22 protein-coding genes and 1 tRNA gene are annotated in these 22,533 nt (G+C 70.4%); 17 read left to right on the top strand and 6 right to left on the bottom strand.

Features of this window, described 5'->3' with window-relative positions; translation table 11 throughout:
• The 10 genes from AB3X52_RS07285 to AB3X52_RS07240 all read left to right on the top strand — a co-directional run.
• Positions 1 to 645: complex I subunit 1/NuoH family protein (locus AB3X52_RS07285; RefSeq protein WP_367992769.1), on the top strand; the 645-nt coding region annotated here is incomplete at its 5' end.
• Complete coding sequence (nuoI, locus tag AB3X52_RS07280; protein WP_367992767.1) at positions 642 to 1,244, top strand: NADH-quinone oxidoreductase subunit NuoI; 603 nt, start codon at positions 642 to 644, stop codon at positions 1,242 to 1,244. The genes AB3X52_RS07285 and nuoI, both read left to right, overlap by 4 nt.
• Positions 1,244 to 1,942 carry an NADH-quinone oxidoreductase subunit J gene (locus tag AB3X52_RS07275; RefSeq protein ID WP_367992765.1) on the top strand — a complete coding sequence of 233 codons (699 nt, stop codon included), beginning with the start codon at positions 1,244 to 1,246 and terminating at the stop codon, positions 1,940 to 1,942. The genes nuoI and AB3X52_RS07275 overlap by 1 nt, the downstream gene beginning before the upstream one ends.
• Complete coding sequence (gene nuoK / locus AB3X52_RS07270; protein WP_367992763.1) at positions 1,942 to 2,244, top strand: NADH-quinone oxidoreductase subunit NuoK; 303 nt, start codon at positions 1,942 to 1,944, stop codon at positions 2,242 to 2,244. The genes AB3X52_RS07275 and nuoK overlap by 1 nt, the downstream gene beginning before the upstream one ends.
• Entirely contained in the window at positions 2,241 to 4,121 is a 1,881-nt protein-coding gene (nuoL, locus tag AB3X52_RS07265) for an NADH-quinone oxidoreductase subunit L (protein ID WP_367992776.1), read from the top strand. The genes nuoK and nuoL overlap by 4 nt, the downstream gene beginning before the upstream one ends.
• A gap of 52 nt (positions 4,122 to 4,173) precedes the next feature.
• Positions 4,174 to 5,628: a complex I subunit 4 family protein gene (locus AB3X52_RS07260; RefSeq protein ID WP_367992761.1), complete on the top strand. Its 1,455-nt coding sequence runs from the start codon at positions 4,174 to 4,176 to the stop codon at positions 5,626 to 5,628.
• A 2-nt stretch (positions 5,629 to 5,630) separates the two neighbouring features.
• Positions 5,631 to 7,196, top strand: coding sequence for an NADH-quinone oxidoreductase subunit NuoN (gene nuoN / locus AB3X52_RS07255; RefSeq protein ID WP_367992759.1), 1,566 nt, complete (start codon positions 5,631 to 5,633; stop codon positions 7,194 to 7,196).
• Positions 7,193 to 8,206 (top strand): polyprenyl synthetase family protein, encoded by a 1,014-nt coding sequence (locus tag AB3X52_RS07250; RefSeq protein WP_367992757.1) that lies wholly within the window; start codon positions 7,193 to 7,195, stop codon positions 8,204 to 8,206. The genes nuoN and AB3X52_RS07250 overlap by 4 nt, the downstream gene beginning before the upstream one ends.
• A gap of 62 nt (positions 8,207 to 8,268) precedes the next feature.
• A complete protein-coding gene (gene rarD, locus AB3X52_RS07245) occupies positions 8,269 to 9,177 on the top strand; it encodes an EamA family transporter RarD (protein ID WP_367992755.1) in 909 nt (302 codons plus the stop codon).
• A 100-nt stretch (positions 9,178 to 9,277) separates the two neighbouring features.
• Positions 9,278 to 9,997 carry a hypothetical protein gene (locus tag AB3X52_RS07240; RefSeq protein ID WP_367992753.1) on the top strand — a complete coding sequence of 240 codons (720 nt, stop codon included), beginning with the start codon at positions 9,278 to 9,280 and terminating at the stop codon, positions 9,995 to 9,997.
• A 39-nt stretch (positions 9,998 to 10,036) separates the two neighbouring features.
• On the opposite strand, the gene AB3X52_RS07235 is transcribed toward AB3X52_RS07240, so the two are convergent.
• Positions 10,037 to 11,152 (bottom strand): 2-oxoacid:ferredoxin oxidoreductase subunit beta, encoded by a 1,116-nt coding sequence (locus AB3X52_RS07235; protein WP_367992751.1) that lies wholly within the window; start codon positions 11,150 to 11,152, stop codon positions 10,037 to 10,039.
• Positions 11,149 to 13,104: a 2-oxoacid:acceptor oxidoreductase subunit alpha gene (locus tag AB3X52_RS07230; RefSeq protein ID WP_367992749.1), complete on the bottom strand. Its 1,956-nt coding sequence runs from the start codon at positions 13,102 to 13,104 to the stop codon at positions 11,149 to 11,151. Before AB3X52_RS07230 ends, AB3X52_RS07235 begins: the two co-directional genes overlap by 4 nt.
• Before the next feature lie 274 nt (positions 13,105 to 13,378).
• Between AB3X52_RS07230 and AB3X52_RS07225 the strand changes: the two genes are divergently transcribed.
• Genes AB3X52_RS07225 through AB3X52_RS07210 form a run of 4 tightly spaced genes read left to right on the top strand, consistent with a single transcriptional unit; the run spans position 13,379 to position 17,124 of the window.
• Complete coding sequence (locus AB3X52_RS07225) at positions 13,379 to 14,401, top strand: sulfate ABC transporter substrate-binding protein (protein ID WP_367992747.1); 1,023 nt, start codon at positions 13,379 to 13,381, stop codon at positions 14,399 to 14,401.
• 11 nt (positions 14,402 to 14,412) lie between these two features.
• A complete protein-coding gene (gene cysT, locus AB3X52_RS07220) occupies positions 14,413 to 15,270 on the top strand; it encodes a sulfate ABC transporter permease subunit CysT (protein ID WP_367992745.1) in 858 nt (285 codons plus the stop codon).
• Between the two features lie 4 nt (positions 15,271 to 15,274).
• A complete protein-coding gene (locus AB3X52_RS07215; RefSeq protein WP_367992743.1) occupies positions 15,275 to 16,117 on the top strand; it encodes a sulfate ABC transporter permease subunit in 843 nt (280 codons plus the stop codon).
• A complete protein-coding gene (locus AB3X52_RS07210; RefSeq protein WP_367992741.1) occupies positions 16,114 to 17,124 on the top strand; it encodes a sulfate/molybdate ABC transporter ATP-binding protein in 1,011 nt (336 codons plus the stop codon). Before AB3X52_RS07215 ends, AB3X52_RS07210 begins: the two co-directional genes overlap by 4 nt.
• Positions 17,125 to 17,283: 159 nt before the next feature.
• On the opposite strand, the gene AB3X52_RS07205 is transcribed toward AB3X52_RS07210, so the two are convergent.
• Complete coding sequence (locus AB3X52_RS07205; RefSeq protein ID WP_367992739.1) at positions 17,284 to 17,742, bottom strand: RrF2 family transcriptional regulator; 459 nt, start codon at positions 17,740 to 17,742, stop codon at positions 17,284 to 17,286.
• A gap of 67 nt (positions 17,743 to 17,809) precedes the next feature.
• Complete coding sequence (locus tag AB3X52_RS07200; protein WP_367992736.1) at positions 17,810 to 19,138, bottom strand: MFS transporter; 1,329 nt, start codon at positions 19,136 to 19,138, stop codon at positions 17,810 to 17,812.
• 104 nt (positions 19,139 to 19,242) lie between these two features.
• On the opposite strand from AB3X52_RS07200, the gene AB3X52_RS07195 reads away from it, so the two are divergent.
• Complete coding sequence (locus AB3X52_RS07195; RefSeq protein ID WP_367992734.1) at positions 19,243 to 20,442, top strand: geranylgeranyl reductase family protein; 1,200 nt, start codon at positions 19,243 to 19,245, stop codon at positions 20,440 to 20,442.
• Between the two features lie 38 nt (positions 20,443 to 20,480).
• Here the strand turns inward: AB3X52_RS07195 and AB3X52_RS07190 are convergent, their stop codons facing one another.
• Positions 20,481 to 20,972, bottom strand: a complete 492-nt coding sequence (locus AB3X52_RS07190; protein ID WP_367992732.1) for a YajQ family cyclic di-GMP-binding protein — start codon at positions 20,970 to 20,972, stop codon at positions 20,481 to 20,483.
• A 118-nt stretch (positions 20,973 to 21,090) separates the two neighbouring features.
• On the opposite strand from AB3X52_RS07190, the gene AB3X52_RS07185 reads away from it, so the two are divergent.
• Both AB3X52_RS07185 and AB3X52_RS07180 read left to right on the top strand, forming a co-directional pair.
• Positions 21,091 to 21,172: transfer RNA gene (locus AB3X52_RS07185), tRNA-Tyr, on the top strand.
• Between the two features lie 154 nt (positions 21,173 to 21,326).
• Positions 21,327 to 21,743 carry a hypothetical protein gene (locus AB3X52_RS07180; RefSeq protein WP_367992730.1) on the top strand — a complete coding sequence of 139 codons (417 nt, stop codon included), beginning with the start codon at positions 21,327 to 21,329 and terminating at the stop codon, positions 21,741 to 21,743.
• Positions 21,744 to 21,761: 18 nt separating this feature from the next.
• Here the strand turns inward: AB3X52_RS07180 and AB3X52_RS07175 are convergent, their stop codons facing one another.
• Positions 21,762 to 22,529, bottom strand: a complete 768-nt coding sequence (locus AB3X52_RS07175; protein WP_367992728.1) for an IclR family transcriptional regulator — start codon at positions 22,527 to 22,529, stop codon at positions 21,762 to 21,764.
• Positions 22,530 to 22,533: the final 4 nt, after the last annotated feature.

Raw genomic sequence — 22,533 nt, 5'->3', positions numbered from 1 at the left:
GTCTCGATGGTCGGCGAGACCAACCGCGCGCCGTTCGACCTGCCCGAGGCCGAGGGCGAGCTCGTGGGCGGCTTCCACACGGAATACTCCTCGCTGAAGTTCGCGCTCTTCTTCCTCGCCGAATACATCAACATGGCCACCGTGTCGGCCCTCGCCACGACGCTCTTCCTGGGCGGCTGGCACGCGCCGTTCTGGATCGACAAGGCCTGGGCCGGAGCCAACGCGGGCTACTGGCCGCTGATCTGGTTCTTCGGCAAGGTCCTCTTCTTCGTCTGGATCTTCATCTGGCTCCGCGGGACGCTGCCGCGGCTGCGCTACGACCAGTTCATGGCGCTCGGCTGGAAGCGGCTGCTGCCCTGCTCGCTCGCCTGGATCGTCGTGGTCGCCGTGGTCCGGATGGCCGCGATCCAGGGTGGCTGGGACCCGCGCTGGTGGATGTTCGCGATCGGCCTGGTGCTGACGGCGGTGACCCTGTTCGTCCTGCTCGGCAAGGGCGAGCGGCCCGCCGAGGTGAGCGAGCCGGCCGGTGGCTTCCCCGTCCCGACGCTGCCCGCGGGCGGCGCCGTCCGCGGGGCGGCCCGGCCGCTGGTGTTCGGCCCGGCCGGCGACGTACCCGTCCTTCCCTCGCGTGAGGAGGCCTCGTGACCGACGACAAGCACCAGGACCGGCCCAAGCAGTCGTTCAAGGAACGCGTCTGGGACCCGGTGGCCGGGTTCGGCGTGACCTTCGGGACGCAGTTCAAGAAGCCCGTCACCGAGCAGTACCCGCTCCAGAAGGAGCCGACCGCCCCGCGCTTCCACGGGCGCCACCAACTCAACCGCCACCCCGACGGCCTGGAGAAGTGCGTCGGCTGCGAGCTGTGCGCCTGGGCGTGCCCGGCCGACGCGATCTACGTCGAGGGCGCCGACAACTCCGACGAGCCGGATGCCGACGGCAACAGCCAGCGCTACAGCCCGGGGGAGCGCTACGGCCGCGTCTACCAGATCAACTACCTGCGCTGCATCCTGTGCGGTCTGTGCATCGAGGCCTGCCCGACGCGCGCACTGACGATGACCAACGACTACGAGCTCGCCGACGACTCCCGCGAGAAGCTGATCTACGAGAAGCAGGACCTGCTCGCGCCGCTGCTGCCCGGGATGGAGGCGCCGCCCCATCGGATGCTCCTGGGCGAGGACGAGCAGGACTACTACGCCCCGCCGATGCAGACCGAGCTGGTCGAGGTCCCCACGCGGGAGGAGCGCTGATGGAGGCGACGTACGTCATCCTCGCGCCGGTCACGATCGTGGCGGCCCTCGGGCTGCTGGTCGTGCGCAAGGTGGTGCACGCGGCGCTCTGCCTGGCCGTCGTCATGATCGGGCTCGCGATGCTCTACGCGAGCCTGGACGCGCCGTTCCTCTTCGCCGTCCAGATCGTGGTCTACACCGGCGCGATCCTCATGCTCTTCCTCTTCGTGATCATGCTCGTCGGCGTCGACACCACCGAGTCGCTCAAGGAGACGATCGCCGGACAGCGGCTGCTCGCCGGCCTCTTCGGCGTCGTGCTCGGGGTCCTGCTCGTCGTCGGTGTCGTCCAGGCCTCGCTCGGGACGATGAAGGGCCTCTCCACCGCCAACGCTCCCGGCAACGTCCAGGCCCTCGCCGGCCTGCTCTTCAGCCGGTACGTCGTCGCGTTCGAGGCCACCTCGGCCCTGTTGATCACCGCGGCGATCGGGGCGATGGTGCTCGCCCACCGCGAGCGGCTCGACCCGAAGCCGACGCAGGCCGACCTGGCCCGGCGCCGGGTCCGCGACTTCGCCGAGCGCGGCGTTCACCTCGGGCCGCTGCCCCCGCCCGGCACCTACGCCCGGCACAACGCCAACGACACTCCGGCCCTACTGCCCGACGGGCGTACGGCGGACAGCTCGGTGCCGGCCCTGCTGAGCCCTCCGAAGGACGGTGAGTGATGGACACAGTGACGCCGTACGTCGTCCTCAGCTCGATCCTCTTCACGATCGGCGCCGTCGGGGTGCTGGTCCGGCGCAACGCCCTCGTCGTCTTCATGTGCGTGGAGCTGATGCTCAACGCCGCCAACCTCGCGCTGGTGGCGTTCTCGAAGAGCAGCGGCAACCTCGACGGCCAGGTGGCGGCGTTCTTCGTCATGGTCGTCGCCGCGGCCGAGGTCGTGGTCGGGCTGGCGATCATCATGACGATCTTCCGGACCCGCCAGACCGCGTCGGTCGACGAGCCCAGGCAGCTCAAGTGGTGACCGCCGTCGACCCGGGCGTCGCGACCGGGGTCTTCCACCTGCTCTGGGTCGTCATCGCGCTGCCGCTGGCCGGGGCCACCGTGCTGCTGGTCGGCCGCCCGCTCGCGCCGGCCGCGTTCGATCGGTTCGGTCACTGGCTCGCGGTCGGGCTCTCGAGCCTCTCGTTCGTGCTCTCGGTCGTGCTCTTCGTCGCCGACCTCGGGCGGGACGAAGGAGAGCGCCAGGTGGTCCAGCACGTCTACCAGTGGTTCCAGACGGGCCGGCTCGACGTGGGCATGGACCTGCTCTACGACCCGCTCTCGGCGCTCTTCCTGCTGCTCATCACCGGCGTGGGGAGCCTGATCCACCTCTACTCCGTGGGCTACATGGCCCACGACGAGCGCCGCACCCGCTTCTTCGCCTACCTCAACCTCTTCGTCGCGGCGATGCTCATGCTGGTCCTCGCGGAGAACTACGTGGCGCTCTTCCTCGGCTGGGAGGGTGTCGGCCTGGCGTCATACCTCCTCATCGGCTTCTGGCAGGCGCGCCCGAGCGCCGCTGCGGCCGCCAAGAAGGCGTTCGTCATGAACCGTGTCGGCGACATGGGGATATCGATGGCGATCGCGCTCGCCTTCGTCACGTTCGGGTCGACCAGCTTCACGGTCATCTCGGCGCAGGCCGGCGACGCGTCCCACGGCCGGATGACCGCGCTCGGCCTGCTGCTCCTGCTCGGCGCCTGCGGCAAGTCGGCGCAGGTGCCGCTGCAGGCCTGGCTGCTCGACGCGATGGAGGGCCCGACGCCCGTCTCCGCGCTCATCCACGCGGCGACGATGGTGACCGCGGGGGTCTACCTCGTCGTGCGCAGCAGCTTCGTCTTCGACCTCTCCTCGACCGCCCGCACCGCCGTCGTCGTGGTCGCCGTGGTCACCCTGCTGTGGGGGGCGCTCCTCGGCTGTGTGAAGGACGACATCAAGAAGGTGCTCGCCGGCTCCACGATGAGCCAGATCGGCTACATGATGCTCGCCGCCGGCCTCGGTCCGGCGGGCTACGCCTTCGCGATCTTCCACCTGCTCACCCACGGCTTCTTCAAGGCCAACATGTTCCTCGGGGCCGGGTCGGTGATGCACGGCATGGCGGACGACGTCAACATGAAGCACTACGGCGCGCTGCGCAAGGCCATGCCGGTCACCTTCCTGACCTTCGCGATGGGCTATCTCGCGATCATCGGCTTCCCCGGCTTCTCGGGCTTCTGGTCGAAGGACAAGATCATCGAGGCGGCCTTCGACTTCCGGTGGTACGTCGGCGTGCTGGCGCTCATCGGGGCCGGGATCACCGCGTTCTACATGACCCGGCTGATGCTGCTCACGTTCTTCGGGCAGCGGCGCTGGGCCGACGGCGTGCATCCGCACGAGTCCCCCCGGGTGATGACCGGCCCGCTGGTCGTCCTCGCGGCGCTGTCCGCCCTCGGCGGCCTGCTGCTGCTCGGCAGCTGGATCCAGGACTGGCTCGCGCCGGTCGTCGGCGAGGTCCCGCACGCTGAGGAGGGCGCCCCGCCGGGCTGGCTGATGTCGGTGTTCGCCGTCGTCGTGGTCGCCGTCGGCGTCGCGACCGCGTGGGCCTACGTCGGCCGCCGGCCGGTCGCCCCGGGTGTCACCCGCTACCTCCCGGTGCCGCACGTCGAGGACGTCGTCGTACCTCCCGGGCTGCAGGTCACCCGCGGCGTCGTCACCACGGACAGGTACGCCGTCGACGGCCTGCTCAGCGGCGGCCCGGTCGCCCTCGCGGCGCTCGCCGGCGAGTTCCGCAAGGGGCAGAACGGCTACGTCCGGTCCTACGCCCTCTCCGTCCTCGGCGGTTCGCTCGTCGTGGCCCTCGCGCTCCTGGTGGTGAACTGGTGAACACCCCATTCGAATGCTCACTTCGTTCCGCTTCGAACGGGGGCCCCGAGTGATGCTGACGCTGCTGTGTGCGGTTCCGTTCGTCGGCGCGATCGTCAGCGCCGTCATGCCGGCCCGGCCGAAGGCGTGGGCGTTCGGCTTCGCGCTCGCCACGCTCGTGCTCGGCATCGTCGCGTGCGCGTCGGCGGACGCGGAGGACGCCACCTGGATCGGGGCGCTCGGCGTCCACTGGGCGCTCGGCCTCGACGGCCTCGGCCGGCTGATGGTGCTGCTCACCGTCGCCCTCGTCCCGATCGTCATGCTCGCCGCGGTCAAGGACCACGACCGGCGCTGGTATGCCTGGGCGCTGGGCCTCGAGGCGTTCGCGCTCGTCGTGTTCTGCGCCCAGGACGTCTTCACGTTCTACGTCTTCTTCGAGGCGACGCTGATCCCGGCGTACTTCATGATCGGCGCCCCCGGAGTGCGACAGGGCGGCGGTCCCGGCCGTGCCCGGGCGGCGCTGAAGTTCCTCATGTATCAGCTCGGCGGCGGCCTCGTGCTGCTCGGTGGCGTGATCGGGCTCTACGTCGTGAGCGCGCAGCACGGCGCGCCGTCGTACCTCCTCTCCGACCTGGCGAACCTCGACATCGGCACCACGGCGGGCCGGTGGATCTTCGTGGCGCTCTTCGTCGCGTTCGCGGTCAAGGCGCCGCTCTTCCCGCTGCACACCTGGCTCGCGGACACGACCGAGCACGCGACGCCGCCGACGAGCGTCCTGCTGGTGTGCGTGCTCGACAAGATCGGCACCTTCGGGATGATCCGGTTCTGTCTCGGCCTCGTCCCGGAGGCGAGCCGGTGGGCGACGCCGGTCGTGGTGGCGCTCGCGCTGGTCTCGATCGTGTACGGCGCGGTGCTGGCGATCGGCCAGGACGACCTGCTGCGACTCATCGGTCTGACGAGCCTGAGCCACTTCGGCTTCATCACCCTCGGGATCTTCGCCGGCAGCCAGCAGGGCCTCTCCGGCGCGATCCTCTACATGGTCAACCACGGCGTCGCGACGGCTGCGCTCTTCCTGGTCGCCGGCTTCCTCATCACCCGCCGCGGCACCGCATCGATCCGCGAGATGCGGGGCCTGGAGAAGGCGGCACCGGTCATGGCGGGCCTCTTCCTCGTCGCCGGGCTCGCCACCGCCGGGCTGCCGGGGCTCTCGCAGTTCGTCTCGGAGATCCTCGTGCTCATCAGCGCCTTCGACTACCACTGGTTCGTCGGGGCGATCGCGGTCACCGCGGTGGTGCTCGCAGCGATCTACATCCTCTGGACCTATCAGCGGACGTTCACCGGACCGCCCGACAAGACCACGCCCCGGGGGAAGGTCGCCGACCTGACCCGCTGGGAGGTGGGCGTCCTCGCCCCGCTCATGGTGGGGCTGGTCGTCTTCGGGTTCTACCCGGCGCCGCTGTTGCACGCGGCCAACCCGCTGGTCGACCAGATCAGCCACAGCATCACCGTCGCGGCGGGAGAGGAGTGACCATGCGGTTCGACCAGCCCTCCCTGGCCTACGGCGTCCTCTGGCCCGTCCTCGTGGTGCTCGGCGTGGCATGCGTGGGCGTGCTCGTGGAGGCCTTCGCGCCACGCGCCCAGCGCTACCGCCTCCAGGTCTGCCTGGCTGTCGCCGGCCTCGTCGCGGCGCTGGCCGGGACGATCGCGATCGGCGCGGGGTCCTCGCTCGGCACCACCACCGGCGAGGGGGCCGTCGTCATCGACGGCCCGGGCGTCTTCCTCTGGGGTCTCGTGCTCGTGGTGTCGCTCGGTGGCGTCCTGCTCTTCGCCGAGCGTCGGCTCGAGGGCGGCGTCAGCGTCTTCGCCGGCCAGGCGGCGGCGCTGCCCGGAACGACGGCCGAGCGGGCGGCGGCCCAACGCGGCCTCGACCACACCGAGGTCTATCCGCTGCTGATGTTCGCCGTCGGCGGGATGATGCTCTTCCCCGTCGCGGGCGACCTGCTGCTGCTCTTCGTGGCGCTCGAGGTGCTCAGCCTGCCGCTCTACCTGCTCACCGGGCTCGCCCGCCGGCGCCGGCTGCTCTCCCAGGAGGCGGCGATCAAGTACTTCCTGCTCGGTGCGTTCTCCTCCGGCTTCTTCCTCTACGGCCTCGCGCTCGTCTACGGCTACGCGGGCACCATGTCGTTCGCCGGGATCTCCGACCGGGTCGCGCAGGGTGGGAACCACGGGCTGCTGCTCCTCGGCATGGGCCTGATGGCGGTGGGGCTGCTCTTCAAGACCGGCGCCGTGCCGTTCCACAGTTGGACGCCCGACGTCTACCAGGGGGCGCCGACACCGGTGACGGCGTGGATGTCCGCCGCGACGAAGATCGCCGCGTTCGGCGCGATGCTCCGGCTCTTCTACGTCGCCTTCGGCGACGACGTGGACTCGTGGCGACCGGCCCTCGGGCTGATCGCGGTCCTCACCATGCTGCTCGGCTCGACGTTCGCGGTGGTGCAGGCGGATGTGAAGCGGATGCTCGCCTACTCCGCCGTGGCCCACACCGGCTTCATCCTGACCGGGCTGCTCGGGGTCGATGAGACCGGGGCGACCGGTCCGTTCACCTCGACCCAGGCGGTGCTCTTCTACCTCACCGCCTACGGCGTGGCGAGCCTCGGCGCGTTCGCCGTCGCCTCGCTCGTGCGGGGGCCGAACGGCGAGGTCGGCGGGCTCGCGCGCTGGGCCGGGCTCGGGCGGCGCGCGCCGCTGCTCGCGGCCGTCTTCGGCTTCTTCCTGCTCTCGATGGCCGGCATCCCGCTGACCGCCGGGTTCATCGGGAAGTGGGCGGTCTTCGCGGTGGCGCTGGACGCGGGGCAGTGGCCGGTGGTCGTGTTCGCGATCGCGGCGAGCATCGTCTCGGTCTTCTTCTACGTCCGGGTGATCCTGCTGATGTTCTTCACCGACGCCGAGGACGAGGTGACGCCCGGAGCGGCCACCCGGCCGTCGTACCTCACCTGTGGGGTGATCGCCGTGAGCGCGCTCGCAACCCTCGTCCTGGGCGTGGTTCCGGGCCCCGTTCTCGATCTACTCGGGAATGCGGGAAGATTCATCGGGTGAGCACTGGTAGCCAGCCTCCGGGCGACCTCTTCCTCCCCGTCAGCGACCCCGCGCTGGAGCAGCGTCTCCGCACGCGGCTCGGGCTGGTGGAGAAGGCCCTCTCGGGTCACGTGCGCAGCCGTGCGCCCTTCGTGACCGAGGCCGCCTCCCACCTCCTCGAGGCCGGCGGGAAGCGGTTCCGCCCGCTCCTCGTGCTCCTGGCCGCCGAGGTCGGCCCCGAGCCCGACGCCGACGACGTCCTCACCGCGGCGTGCGTCGTCGAGCTGACCCACCTCGCGTCGCTCTACCACGACGACGTGATGGACGAGGCCGCCGTACGCCGCGGCGCGGACTCCGCCAACGCCCGCTGGGACAACCACGTGGCGATCCTGACCGGCGACTTCCTCTTCGCCCGCAGCTCCGAGCTGACTGCCGAGCTGGGCCGCGACGCGGTCCGCATCCAGTCCGAGACCTTCGCCAAGCTGGTCGAGGGCCAGATCCTCGAGGGCGTCGAGCCCGGTCCCGACCAGGACGCGGTCGCCCACCACCTCGACGTGCTGGCCGGCAAGACCGGCGCGCTCATCGCGACCTCGGCGTTGTACGGCGCCCGCTTCTCCGGCGCCTCGCCGGAGGTCGAGCAGGCGCTGACGGCGTACGGCGACATCGTCGGCGTCGCCTTCCAGCTCTCCGACGACATCCTCGACATCGCCTCCGACTCCGTCGAGTCCGGCAAGACGCCCGGGACCGATCTGCGCGAGGGCATCCCGACCCTGCCGGTGCTGCTCGCGAAGCGGTCGACCGACCCCGCCGACGCTCGCCTGCTCGCGCTGCTGGAGGGCGACCTCACCGACGACGGGCGGCACGCCGAGGCGCTCGGCCTGCTGCGCGCCCACCCGGCGCTCGACGAGGCCCGCCGCTACGTCGTTCAGCGGGCCCACGAGGCCAAGGCGCTGCTCGCCGTGCTCCCCGAGGGGCCGGTGCGGCAGGCGCTCGAGGACTTCGCCGACGCCGTCGCGGTCCGCACCGCCTGACGTGCGCGGAGTCTTCTGAGATCCGGCTCCGGCGGCTCTTTACCTTTCGTTAGGCTGACCGGGTGCCGGATCAACGTCGTGGAGTCATGCTCGGCGCCGCGGCGTACGTCATGTGGGGCTTCTTCCCGCTCTACTTCCCGTTGCTCGAGCCCGCCGGTGCCTTCGAGATCCTCGGCCACCGGCTGTTGTGGTCGCTGGTGGTCATGGCGGTCGTCGTCGTGGCGATGCGGCGGCTGCCCCAGGTGCTGGCGCTGGTCCGCGACCGGCGTAGGTTCGGGCTGCTCGTCGTCGCCGGCATCGCGGTGACGGCCAACTGGGCGACCTACATCTGGGGCGTCAACCACGGCCGCGTCGTGGAGACCTCCCTCGGCTACTTCATCAACCCGCTCGTCACGATGCTGATGGGCGTCCTGATCCTGGGGGAGCGGCTGCGGCGGCTCCAGTGGGCCGCGCTCGGGATCGGGGCCGTAGCGGTCGCCGTCCTCACGGTCGACTACGGCCGGTTGCCGTGGATCTCGCTCATCCTCGCGTTCTCCTTCGGCAGCTATGGGCTGGCCAAGAAGAAGGCGGGCGCCGGCGCGTTCGAGTCGCTCGCGCTGGAGACGTCGGTCGTCGCGCCGGTCGCGCTGGCGTACGTCGTCGGGCTCGGCACCACCGGCCACGGTCACTTCACGACCGAGGGCCCCGCGCACGTCGTGCTCACCATCGGGAGCGGACTGGTGACCGTCGTGCCGCTGCTCTGCTTCGGTGCGGCGGCCACTCGGGTGCCGCTGGTGACGCTCGGGCTGCTGCAGTATCTCGCCCCGATCCTGCAGTTCGCGCTCGGCGTGTTCTATCGCCACGAGGAGATGTCGGCGGGCCGCTGGCTGGGCTTCGTGATCGTCTGGGTCGCACTCGTGGTGTTCACCTACGAGGCGGTCGCCCACCGGCGTCGACAGCTTCGCGACGCGGTCGAGGCCGCGGCGGTCTGAGCGCTCGTCGCGAGTTCGGTCGATCCACTGCGGCGTGGGTGGGGCGGGTGGTTGAATCCGGTGGCCGCAGGGAGCGGCCCATATTCGGAGGGAACCGTTCGTGTCTCGTCGCATCCTGCTCGCTGCCGCCGCGCTCCTGGTCGGCGGTCCCGGCCTCACCGTGGCCGGGACTCCGGCCGCCCACGCCGCCGGCGCCTCCTCGTCGGGCGGCGAGGGCCCGCTGCTGCGGGTCACCGCCCGCTGCGACGGCCCGGGCAGCAAGATGATGCTCGGCATCCACCCCAGCGCCACCGGCGGCGTCGTCGCCGCCACCCGGATCACGCACGTGCGGCACCCGCACTGGTTCGGCGCGACCGTCATCGGTCACGACTTCACAATGCCCGGCGTGCACGAGGCACAGCAACGGATCATCACCGACTGGACCCGCTCCGCGAAGCCGTGGCCCAAGCCGGTCACCGCGTCCTACATGTCTGCTGACATGACCCGGATGTGCATGCAGGCAGCGGAGTCGACGCCCCGCGTGGACACCGGCATCGCCATGAACATGAGTGAGCTCATCGGGATGCGGGTCCTCGCGCGCGCAGGTGTGGTCGAGGTCGCCGCTGACGCTCCCGCCAGCCACCGGGTTCGGGTCGCCGTCAACATCCGGACCGCTGCGGGCTACCAGCACCGGGTCCGGTTCGTCCGCGCCGATCGATACGGACTTGTCGACGTCCGCTTCCACACCTTCACGAAGGTGAAGGGCTACACCCGCGCGCTCGCGCGGGTCATGACCGGGCACGGTCCGTCGAAGATCATCCAGCTCGCGCGCGTGCGCTGAGCGCCGCGACGCTGGGCGGGGCGGTCTCGGCTCAGAGGCTCAGAGCACCGTCCAGGTGTCTCCGGCGCCGAGCAGCGCGGCGAGGCGGTCCTCCGGCGCCGGTGCGTCCCCCTCGGTCGGCTGCTGGGCGGTCGCGACCTGGGCGCGCGCGAGGTCGTCGTACGTCGGCCGCTCGACCTGCCGGAAGATGCCGATCGGGGACTGGTGGAGCACGCCCGCGTCGGTGAGCCGCGAGATCGCGAACGCCGTGGTCGGGTCGGGGTTGTGGGCGTCGTGGACGAGGATCGCCTCCTCGCCGGCCTCGGCCACGGGGACGACCTTCACGCCCCCGGTCCCGCCCGGCGCGGTGTCGCGAACGAGGCCCTTCTCGCGGTCCTTGCCGAAGCGGATCGGCTCGCCGTGGATGAGCGGGATGATCGCGTCGGCCTTGGTGTCGGGACCCTTGAGGTCGTCGAAGGCCCCGTCGTTGAAGATCGGGCAGTTCTGATAGATCTCGACCAGCGATGTGCCGCGATGAGCGGCGGCCGCGGACAGCACCGAGGTGAGGTGCTTGCGGTCGGAGTCGACCGTGCGGGCGACGAACGTCGCCTCCGCGCCCAGCGCCAGCGAGACCGGGTTGAACGGGTGGTCGACGGAGCCGACCGGGGTCGACTTGGTGACCTTGCCGGCCTCGGAGGTGGGGGAGTACTGCCCCTTCGTCAGCCCGTAGATCCGGTTGTTGAAGAGCAGGATCGTCATGTTGACGTTGCGCCGCAGCGCGTGGATCAGGTGGTTGCCGCCGATGGAGAGCGCGTCGCCGTCGCCGGTCACCACCCACACCGAGAGGTCCGGGCGTGCGGTCGCGATGCCGGTCGCGATGGACGGCGCGCGTCCGTGGATCGAGTGCATGCCGTAGGTGTCGAGGTAGTAGGGGAACCGCGAGGAGCAGCCGATCCCGGAGATGAAGACGATGTTCTCCCGGCGCAGGCCGAGGTCGGGCAGGAAGCCCTGCACGGCCTTGAGCACGGCGTAGTCGCCGCAGCCGGGGCACCAGCGCACCTCCTGGTCGGAGGAGTACTCCTTGGCGTTCTGCGGTGCGTCGCTGGTGGGGACGAGGTCGATCCCGCCATGGGATTCGGCGAAGTGGCCGGGAAGACCCAGGTCGGCGGTGGTCATGAGCGTGCCTCCTCGTCGGGAGCGGTGGACAGGTCGACGATCACGCCCTCGGCGGCGGCCACGAGCTGACCGATCACCTCCGCGAGCTCCGCGGCCTTGATCGGTAGGCCGCGGACGACGTTGAAGCCGATCGCGTCGACCAGATAACGGGCGCGCAGCAGCTGGCTCAGCTGCCCGAGGTTCATCTCGGGCACGAGCACCTTGTCGTACGCCGTCAGGATCTCGCCGAGGTCGTTCGGGAACGGGTTGAGGTGGCGCAGGTGGACCTGGGCGACGTGGTAGCCGGCCTTGCGGACCTGGCGGATGGCCGCGCCGATCGGGCCGTACGTCGACCCCCATCCGACCACGAGCACCCGCGCCTGGCCGGAGGGGTCGTCGATCTCGAGCGGGGGCAGCGAGTCGGCGACCCGGGCGACCTTCGCCGCCCGGGTGCGGACCATGAGGTCGTGGTTGGCCGGGTCGTAGGAGATGTTGCCGTGGCCGTCGCCCTTCTCGAGGCCGCCGATCCGGTGCTCGAGGCCCGGGGTGCCGGGGACGGCCCACGGTCGCGCCAGGGTCTGCTCGTCGCGCAGGTAGGGCCAGAACGAGTCCTGCTCGTCACTCCCCGCACCCGCGGAGGCGTGGTTGGGCCCGGTCGCGAACGCCGGGTCGATGCTCGGCAGCTCGCTGATCTCGGGGATCCGCCAGGGCTCGGAGCCGTTGGCGAGGTAGCCGTCGGAGAGCAGCATGACGGGGGTGCGGTAGGTGATCGCGATCCGGGCGGCCTCGAGCGCGGCGTCGAAGCAGTCGCCGGGTGAGGCCGGCGCGACGATCGGCACGGGCGCCTCGCCGTTGCGGCCGTACATCGCCTGCAGCAGGTCGGCCTGCTCGGTCTTGGTCGGCAGTCCGGTCGACGGGCCGCCACGCTGGACGTCGACGACGACGAGCGGGAGCTCGGTCATCACCGCGAGCCCGATCGACTCCGACTTCAACGCGATCCCGGGCCCCGACGTGGTGGTGACCCCGAGCGAGCCCGCGAAGGCCGCGCCGATCGCGCCGCCGATGCCGGCGATCTCGTCCTCGGCCTGGAACGTGGTGACGCCGAAGGCCTTGTGCTTGGAGAGCTCGTGGAGGATGTCGGAGGCCGGGGTGATCGGGTAGGAGCCCAGGAAGACCGGGAGCCCGCTGCGCACGCCCGCGGCGACGATCCCGTAGGCGAGCGCGAGGTTGCCGGTGATGTTGCGGTAGGTGCCGGGTGCCATCGGCGCCGGCTTGATCTCGTAGGACGACACGAACGCCTCGGTCGTCTCGCCGAAGTTCCACCCGGCGGTGAAGGCGGCGATGTTGGCGTCGCGGATCGGGGGGACCTTCGCGAACCGCTTCTCCAGGAAGGCGGTCGTGGGCTCGGTCGGGCGGCCGTACATCCACGAGACCAACCCGAGGGCGAACATGTTCTTCGCGCGCGCGGCGTCCTTCCGGGAGAGACCGAACTCCTTCACGGCCTCCACCGTCATGCCGGTGAGGTCGAGCGTGTGCACCTGGTAGTCGGCGAGCGGGCTGTCGGCCGCGCCGGCCGGATCAGCGCTGTCCCCGGGCAGCGGGCTCTCGGCGTACCCGGCCTTCTGCAGGTTGCGCGGGGTGAAGTCGTGGGTGTCGACGATGATCGCCGCGCCCTTGGGCAGGTCGCCGAGGTTGGCCTTGAGCGCGGCGGGGTTCATCGCGACGAGGACGTCGGGGGCGTCGCCCGGCGTCAGGATGTCGTGGTCGGCGATGTGGACCTGGAAGGACGAGACGCCCGGCAGCGTGCCCTGCGGGGCACGGATCTCGGCCGGGAAGTTCGGCAGCGTGACGAGGTCGTTCCCGAAGACGGCGGACTCCTGGGTGAACCGGTCACCGGTGAGCTGCATGCCGTCGCCGGAGTCGCCGGCGAAGCGAATGATCACGCGATCGAGCTGCTGCACCTGTTTGGGCACCCTGCGCACTTCCTTCGAACGAGTCCGTCAGTCATGTTCAGTACGGCCTGTCGGCCAGGGCGGTCGGCCGGTGGGGTCGGCCTGCTCCGGTCGGCGAGCGTCAACCAGTGGCCAGCGTAGTAGCCCGGATCACACCCGGCGGGGTGTCTTTCCCGCTGGACGGTCGTGTCGCGACACGCCGATTTCGTTTAGTCTCGGTTAAGTCGACTAGGATGCGCGACATTACCGAAATAACTCGTTTACCTGACTCGGCAGGGGAGAGACAGAGGCAGAGATGAAGAAGATCAAGGCTGCGGCGGCTCTTGCGGCTGTCGGGGTGCTGGCCTTGACCGGCTGCGGGAGCAGCTCGAGCGCGAACGACGCCGACACGATCAACATCGTCGGATACTCCGTGCTCGACGAGGCCAACCAGGGCGTCGAGAAGGCGTTCCAGGAGACGCCCGACGGCAAGGGCGTGACGTTCAAGGAGTCGTACGGCGCGTCCGGCGACCAGTCGCGAGCGGTGGCGGGCGGCCTCAAGGCCGACGAGGTCCACCTCTCGCTGGAGCCCGACGTCCAGCGGCTCGTGGACGCGGGGCTGGTCGACAACGACTGGAAGGACAATGCGACGAAGGGCGACTGCTCGCAGTCGATCGTGGTCTTCGCCGTGCGCAAGGGCAACCCGAAGCACATCAGGACCTGGGCGGACCTGACCAAGCCCGGCGTCGGCATCGTCACCCCGAACCCGGCCTCATCCGGCTCGGCGAAGTGGAACCTGCTCGCGGCGTACGGCTCGCAGCTCGCCTCCGGCGGCAACGACGCGTCCGCGCAGGCCTACATGAAGAAGTTCTTCGCCAACATCGCCGCGATGCCGGACAGCGGCCGGGACGCCACCACGGCGTTCACCGGCGGCACGGGCGACGTCCTGCTCTCCTACGAGAACGAGGCGATCCTGGCCCGTCAGAGCGACCCGAGCCAGATGGACTACGTCATCCCGGACAGCTCGCTCCTCATCGAGAACTCGTGCGCCCTGCTCAAGGACGCCTCGTCGAAGGCCAAGGCCTGGATGGCGTTCCAGAAGAGCGCCGAGGGTCAGAAGCTGTACGCCGAGACCGGCTACCGCCCGCTCGACAGCGTGGCCAAGGCCGTCGGCACGGTGACCGTCAAGGGCGCCATGGACCCGAGCAACCCGTTCCCGGAGCCGAAGAAGCTGCTGACGATCGACAAGGACTTCGGTGGCTGGGACGCCGCCAACACGAAGTACTTCGACGAGAACGACGGCATCCTCACCAAGCTCCAGGCGGACGCAGGGCAGTAGGTGTCTGCACGGTGACTGCCACGGTTTCCGTGGACGGCCGGTCGGCGCGCGCGCGTCGACCGGCCAGGTCCACATCCGGCTCCGCCCGGAAGCTGACCGCCACCTCGGGCCTCGGGCTCGGGGTCGCCATGATCTGGTTCAGCCTGCTGGTCCTGATCCCCCTCGCCGCCGTCGTCGTCAAGGCGAGCGGTGGCGGCTGGTCCACCTTCGAGCACGTCCTGACCAACGCCTCGACCTTCCGCGCCCTGCGCTTCACGCTCGTCATGGCCGTGATCGCCACGGTGCTCAACGCCGTGATGGGCACGGTGATCGCGTGGGTGCTGGTCCGCGACCGGTTCCCCGGCAAGGGTCTGCTCGACCTCGTCATCGACATCCCGTTCGCGCTGCCGACGATCGTCGCCGGTCTCGTCATGCTGTCGCTCTACGGGCCCGGCAGCCCGCTCGGTGTCAACGTGTACGGCACGAAGCCGGGCGTCTTCCTCGCCATCGCGTTCGTCACGCTGCCGTTCGTGGTCCGGACCGTCCAGCCGGTCCTCGAGGCGCTCGAGACCGACGCCGAGGAGGCGGCGGCCTCGCTCGGCGCCTCACGGTTCACCACGCTGCGCCGGATCGTCCTGCCCTCGCTGACGCCGGCGATCTTCGCGGGCGCCTCGCTGTCGTTCGCACGGGCGATCAGCGAGTACGGCTCCGTCGTACTCCTGTCGGGGAACCGCGCCGGCACGGCCGTGGCGTCGACGCGGACCTACAGCTATATCGAGGGTGGGAACACCGCGGCGGCGGCCGCCATCGCGGTCGTCCTGCTCGTCGTCGCGTTGCTCGCGATCATCGTCCTCGACGTCCTCCAGCGGCGGATGGCGCGTCATGGCTAGCCACGTGAGCAGTCCTGGCAGCACCGCGGCCGGCGGGGGTACGACGGCGACGACCTGGCTCCTGCGGGTCCTCGTCGTGGGCTACCTCGTCATGCTGGTGGTCTGGCCGACGGCGTACCTGCTGCGGCACACGTTCGCCCACGGCTTCGAGTCCCTCCAGGCGGTCCTGCAGGACCCCGACGTCACCCACGCGTTGACGCTCACCGGGCAGGTGGCGGTGGCGGCGGTCGTGATCAACCTGGTGTTCGGCATGGTCGTCTCGCTGCTGCTGGTGCGCTACGACTTCCCCGGCAAACGGGTGCTGTCGTGGCTCATCGACCTGCCGCTGTCGGCCTCGCCGGTCGTCGTCGGTCTGGCGCTGCTGCTCGTCTACAGTCCGATCTACGGCTGGTTCGGGCCCACGCTGCGCAACAACGGGATCGAGGTCATCTTCGCCAAGCCCGGGATCATCATGGCGACCTGCTTCGTCGCGCTGCCGCTCATCATCCGGGAGATCGTCCCGGTGCTGGAGGAGCTCGGTGACGACCAGGAGCAGGCCGCCCGCAGCCTGGGTGCCAACGCCTGGCAGACCTTCTGGCGCGTCACCCTTCCCGGCATCCGCTGGGCCGTGGCGTACGGCGTCGTACTCAGCCTCGCCCGGTCGCTCGGCGAGTTCGGCGCGGTCAAGGTCGTGTCCGGGAACGTCAAGGGCCAGACCGAGACCGCCACCAAGGTCGTGGAACGTACCTACCAGTCGCAGGACCTGGACGCGTCGTACGCCGTCGCGTTCATGCTCGTCTTCGCGGCTGTCGTCTGTCTCGTGGTCGTCGCCCTCCTGCGCACCCGAGACGAGAAGGAGAAAGCATGAGCATCGAGGTCAAGGGGGTCTCGAAGCGCTTCGGCGACTTCGTCGCCCTGGACGACATCAACGTGTCCCTGCCCACCGGCCAGCTGACCGCCCTGCTGGGTCCGTCCGGCGGCGGGAAGTCCACCCTGCTGCGGATCATCGCGGGCCTGGACTCCGCCGACGAGGGGTCCGTGGTCATCGAGGGCAACGAGGCGACCCACCTGCCGCCGCAGAAGCGGAACGTCGGGTTCGTCTTCCAGCACTACGCCGTCTTCAAGCACATGAGCGTGGCGAAGAACGTCGCCTTCGGGCTGGAGATCCGCAAGCGGCCGAAGCCCGAGATCCAGAAGCGCGTGCACGAGCTGCTCGAGCTCGTGCACCTCTCCCAGTTCGCCCACCGGCTGCCGTCCCAGCTCTCGGGCGGCCAGCGGCAGCGGATGGCGCTGGCCCGGGCACTGGCCGTGGAGCCGACCGTCCTGCTCCTCGACGAGCCGTTCGGGGCGCTCGACGCGAAGGTCCGCAAGGAGCTCCGCGACTGGCTGCGTCGCCTCCACGACGAGGTCCACGTGACGACGGTGTTCGTCACGCACGACCAGGAGGAGGCGCTGGAGGTCGCGGACGAGATCGTCGTCATCAACCAGGGGCGCGTGGAGCAGGTCGGCACGCCGGAGGAGCTGTACGACGCCCCGGCGAACGACTTCGTCATGGGCTTCCTCGGCGACGTGACCACGCTCGGCGGCCGCCTGATCCGGCCGCACGACATCGAGGTCGCCGACCGCCCGGTCGGTCCGGACTCGGTCGAGGGAACGGTCTCCCGGCTGCTTCGGATCGGCTTCGAGGTGCGGATCACCGTCCTCACCGACGCGGGCGAGGTCGTCACCGTCGAGATGACGCGGACGCACGCCCGGCGCCTCGGACTGGCCGAGGGGGCCACGGTCTTCCTCACGGCCGCCGCCGGGGCCACGTCGGTCGCCGGCTCGGTGGACGCCGCGGCCGCGACCGACCTCGCGGTCGCCTCGGGCGGCTGAGTGCGGGCGTTCGCGGGTTGACGCTTCGGCAAAGTGTCACCGTGACACCTTGCGCCGTGGGTGACAGTTCGGAAGTGTCACCCACCACGCCAACTATCCCGGTGACACTTTGCGGTCGGGGCTGCGTCTGCTGCGTGCGCCCGCGAAGAGGCCTGGCGGTCAGTGCGGCTGCCAGGCCTCTTCGCGGGCGGTGCGGGTCGTGATCTCGTCCGGGAGCTCCCGAGCGGCGAGCTCGGCGATGGAGACCTTCTCGAAGACGTCGCGGAGCGCGTCGCGGGCCGCGATCCAGACGTGCTGGAGCACGTCGGCGCGATCGTTGTAGGTGACCGCCTCGGGGCGCAGCCCGTAGACCGACACGAGCGGGCCGTCGACGGCACGGATGACGTCGGCGACCGACACGGTGTCGGCGGCGCGGGCGAGCCGCCAGCCGCCGGACTGGCCGCGCTGGGAGATCACGATGCCGGTCTTGCGGAGGTCGGCCAGGATCGCCTGGAGGAAGCCGTGCGGGATGTCCTGGGCGCGGCCGAGCTCCTCCGCGCTGACGGCCTTGCCGTCCTCGCGGGCGGCCATCTCGATCAGGGCACGCAGGGCATAATCGGACTTGGCTGAGACTCGCACGGGCCTAGTCTCTCAGATGAGTCGATCAGATTGCTCGATCTAGGTTGTCTGATCGCGTCCGAGCGGCTCAGTGGGCGAAGACGCTCTCGACCGGCTCGGTGACCGCGGGGCGGGTGAACAGTGCCGTCGCGAGCAGGAGCACGGCGCCGACGCCGGAGGCGGCGGCGAAGAGCAGGATGCTCGAGGAGGCACTGCCCGGCGTACGCTCGAGCAGCCAGCCGGCGACCGACGGAGCGATCACGGCCCCCACCCGGCCGCCGCCCAGCGCGCTGCCCAGGGCAGTCGCCCGCAGGGTCGGCGGGTAGTGGTTGGCGATGGCGGCGATGATGAGGCAGAGCGTGCCGTGGCTGCCGACGCCGGCGAGGATGAGCAGGAGATAGACCACCGGGAGAGACGACGGGTAGGTCAGCAGGAGCGCGAGGCTGATCGCACCGACGGCCGCCGTCCCGATGGCCGCACGCAGGGCACCGTACCGGGTCCCGAGCCAGGCGGTGACCGCCGAGACCGCGACCGCGCCGAGGTTGAGCGCGAGCAGGTAGGTCAGCGCGTCGTTGCCGAGGTCGAACCGGGCGTCGCTCTTGGTGAGCTTGGGCAGCCAGGTGCCGAGGCCGTACCACGCGAACATCCCGGCCGTGGTGGCGACGAAGAAGAGCAGGGTCGGGACGAGGTACGGCGCCCGCAGGACGCCCCAGGCGGTGCCGGTGGTCCGCGCGTCGGCCGACGCCTCGGACTGCTCGGGCTCGGCGACGGGACGCAGGCGATAGCGCGCCTCGATCGCCGCCGCGTCGCTGACGCGGCCCTTGGCACGCAGCCAGGTCGGCGACTCCGGCAGCAGGGCGAGGGTCAGGGCGACGAGGAGCAGGCCGCTGAAGGCGAAGAAGTAGAGCGACTCCCAGCCGAAGGCGGGCAGCGCGTGCAACCCGATCACGGCGGCCAGCGACCCGCCGACCGGGACGCCGGACATCATCGCGGTCGAGGCGACGGAGCGAAGGCGCGGCGTCACGAACTCCGCGGCCAGGGCGTTGGCCGAGGGGACGAGGCCGCCGAGACCGAGTCCGCCGATGAAGCGGAGGGAGCCGAACATCACCGGACCGTCGGCCCAGCCGCACAGGCCGGTGAAGATGCTGAACCACAGCACCGAGACCACGATGGTCCGGCGTCGTCCGAGCCGGTCGGCGACCGCACCCGCGAAGAGCGCGCCGACGAGCATGCCGCCGAAGGCGAGGCTGCCGATGTGGCCGGCGCCGTCGGCGCTGAGGTGCCAGCCCTTCTCGGTGGTGAGCGCCGGGATCGTGGTGCCGTAGACGATGAGGTCGTAGCCGTCGTAGATCACGATCAGCCAGCACAGGGCCAGGACCATCCAGGCGGAGCGCGAGCCGGTGCGGGGTGCAGTCATGGCGGTACCTTGTGACGGTGGTCACCAGATAGAACAGAGAATTCTGTCTTACAGAACAACTCCCTGTGCGGCGCCCGGCTGTAGGGGGTCGTACGCTCCTGCCCGTGGCGATCGAGGAGTACGACGTCGTGGTGGTCGGGTCCGGGCCGGCCGGTGCCGCCGCGGCGGCGGCTGCGGCGCGGACCGGCGAGGCCGCCGGCGCCGCTCTGCGGGTCGCGCTGCTCGACCGGCTCGCGTTCCCGCGCTACAAGACCTGTGGCGGCGGGCTGATCGGACCCACGCTGGGTGTCCTGCAGGGCCTCGCCGGCGAGCTGCCGACCGACGTCCCGGTGCGAACAGGGACGGCGCCGACACGCGCCACCATCACCCGGGCGTCGTTCACCCATCGAGGCCGCCGACGCGTCGTCCGGGACGCGGGGGAGCGGCTCCTGTTGACCGCCGCCCGACCGGAGTTGGACGCGTGGCTCGCCGCGCGTGCCGCGGCGGCCGGGGCGGAGTTCCTCAACCCGTGCACCGTCCGCGCGGTGAGGCCCGGGCCTGACGTCGTACGGCTCGAGACGGACCTCGGGCCGATGTCCGCACGGGCCGTGATCGCGGCCGACGGCGCCTCGGGCCGGCTCTCGCGTCTCGTCGGTGTGCGAGTGGGCCACGTCGACCTGGGGCTGGAGGTCGAGCTCGAGGCGGGCCCGCTCGCGTCCGCGTGGGCGGACCGGATCCATCTCGACTGGGGGCCGCTTCCCGGCTCGTACGGCTGGGTCTTCCCCAAGGGCGACACGCTCACCGTCGGCGTCATCGCCGAGCGTGGGCGACCGGTGGAGACCCGCGCCTACCTCCGCGACCTGCTGCGCCAGCAGGGGCTTGCCGGTCTCCGCGTCGTGCACGACTCCGGCCACCTGACCCGGTGTCGTGTGCCCGACTCGCCGGTCGCTGCCGGACGGGTTCTCGCCGTCGGCGACGCCGCCGGGCTCCTCGAGCCGTGGACGCGAGAGGGGATCTCCTTCGCGCTGCGCTCCGGTCTGCTCGCCGGCGAGGCGGCGGCCCACGGGGTGGTCGCGGAGGCGTCGCCCGCCGCGACGGCCGCGGCCTACGAACTCGCGCTCGGCCAGGAGCTGCTCCCCGAGATGGCCGCCGGCCGGGCCTGCCTGCAGGCGTTCGAGCGACGGCCCGGCGCCTTCCACGCCCTCATCACGCGGACGCCCGCGGGCTGGCGCGGGTTCCGGCGGCTCACCACGGGTGACACCACGCTCGCCCGCGCGGCCCGCCACCGCGTCGTACGGCTGGGGCTTGGGCTGCTCTCGCGCTGAGGCGCCTCTGCCTGACCGAGGTCGTGGGCTGCCTCGCGTCAGCGATAGTTGGTGAACTGGACCGCGAAGTCGTAGTCCTGTGCCTTCACCAGCGCGATGACGGTCTGCAGGTCGTCGCGCTTCTTGGAGGAGACGCGGAGCTCGTCGCCCTGGATCTGGGCCTTCACGCCCTTGGGGCCCTCGTCGCGGATGAGCTTCGTGATCTTCTTGGCGTCCTCGGAGGTGATGCCCTCCTTGAGGTTGATCGAGATCTTGCTCTGTTGGCCCGACTGGCGCGGCTCGGAGGCGTCGAGGATCTTCAGGCTCTGGTTGCGCTTGATCAGCTTGTCCTGGAAGACGCTGAGCACGGCGCTGGCCCGGTCGTCGGCCGAGGCGCTGATCTCGATCGCGTGCTCGCCCTTCCACTCGATCGAGGCGCCGGTGCCCTTGAAGTCGAACCGGGTGGCCACCTCACGGGCCGTCTGGCCGAGCGCGTTGTCGACCTCCTGGCGGTCGATCTTGCTGACGATGTCGAACGACGAGTCGGCCATGACTGTCTCCTTCGTAGGTCGCGGTGGCACGGGGCGCCGGCGGTTTTCGTCCACGCCGGTGCCTGCGCTATTGTTCCGTTCCGTTGTCATCCCCACCAAGTGGGGTGGCGGCATCCCCGGCAGGTTGCCCGAGCGGCCAATGGGAGCGGACTGTAAATCCGTCGGCTTTGCCTTCGAAGGTTCGAATCCTTCACCTGCCACACCAGGGAGAACAGGCCCCCGACCTGCGGAAACGCAAGGTCGGGGGCCTGTTGCGTTGTCCGGCGGTGTTCGGCCGGATCGGCGGGCTACGGCTGCGGAGGCACGTCATCGGTGGCGGTGGCTTGACGCGTGGTTGTCGTGTTGTGTTGTCGCATGGCGAACGCTGAGAGCCGGAAGCGCTTTGCGATCGATGCGCTCACGGCGCTGCGGATCGTGCGCGACGATCTCGACATCGCGTCACGTCACCCACTTGTCGGGCCGGCGGTGCTGCGCAGTCACGTTCTGTCGATGCTTTACCGCGAGGTCCGTGAGGGGTCGCTGGACGAGAGGACGGCACGTGCTCAGCTGGAGGGGATCGCGAGGCTCAAGGTCCGGTTGCTCGGCGATCGCGTCTCCCGTGCGACCGCGTGGAAGCTCGCCCGAAAACTCGACTGGGATGACACCGCACAGGCCGAGTACCTCGCCGTTGCCGTCCTTCAGGCCGATGCGTTCGTGGCCGGCGACGAGCGCATCGCTGCGGCAGCGCCTGGCATCGTCCCGCTCGCCACCTACGACGACCTCAGCCAATAGCTCCCTCCGGCTCGCGGGTCAGCGTTCGCCAGCCATCGCGCGCACGAGGGCGCGCGTGATGTTCGCGGAGGCGCGCTTGAGGATTTCGATGATGGGCTTGGGCGAGGCCCCGTCGTTCGGGACGACGACCCCGATCGCCGCATAGACCGCACCATGCGGGCCGTAGACAGGAACGGCGACTCCGGTTGAGTCGGGATGGACGTGGCCGGGGAGCACCGCACATCCGTCTGCTTGCACTCGCGCTAAGACGGCGCGGAGTTCGCTCTCCGACCTGATGGTTGCACTGGTGAAGGCGCGGAATCCGGAGGAGACCACGGCTTGCACCGTCTCATCGGAGGCGTGGGCGAGCATGGCGATTCCGAAGCTGGAGGCATAGGCGGGTATCCGGCCGCCGATGATCGTGTGGTTGATGGCAGAGTCGCGCGCCGAGACGCGCTCGATGTAGAGCACGTCTGTGCCTGCGAGCACTGCGAGCTGCGTGTGCTGCCGGACCACCGACTGGACCTGGATGAGGAACGGGCGCGCCACTTCACGCAGGCCGAACGCTCCCGGTGCTCGGCTGGCGAGCTCGTAGAGCCGGGCCCCCAGCCGATAGGTACGGTCCGGCCAGCGCTCTACCAGCCCCTCGCGGCCGAGTTCCGCGAGGAGCCGATGAGTCGTCGACTTCGGGAGGCCCGCTCGCTCGGTGATCTCCGTCAGCGTCAGATACGGCGTCTTGGCGTCGAAGGCTTGGAGGATGCGCAGATTCTTCTGCAGCGCCGTCTCACCAGCGGACCCGCGTGCCACGCAG

It is taken from the genome of Nocardioides eburneus (assembly GCF_040838215.1).
GTDB classification, from domain to species: Bacteria; Actinomycetota; Actinomycetes; order Propionibacteriales; family Nocardioidaceae; genus Nocardioides; species Nocardioides eburneus.
The sequence above is the reverse complement of the archived record's forward strand: the minus strand, read 5'-3'. Positions and strand labels throughout refer to the sequence as shown.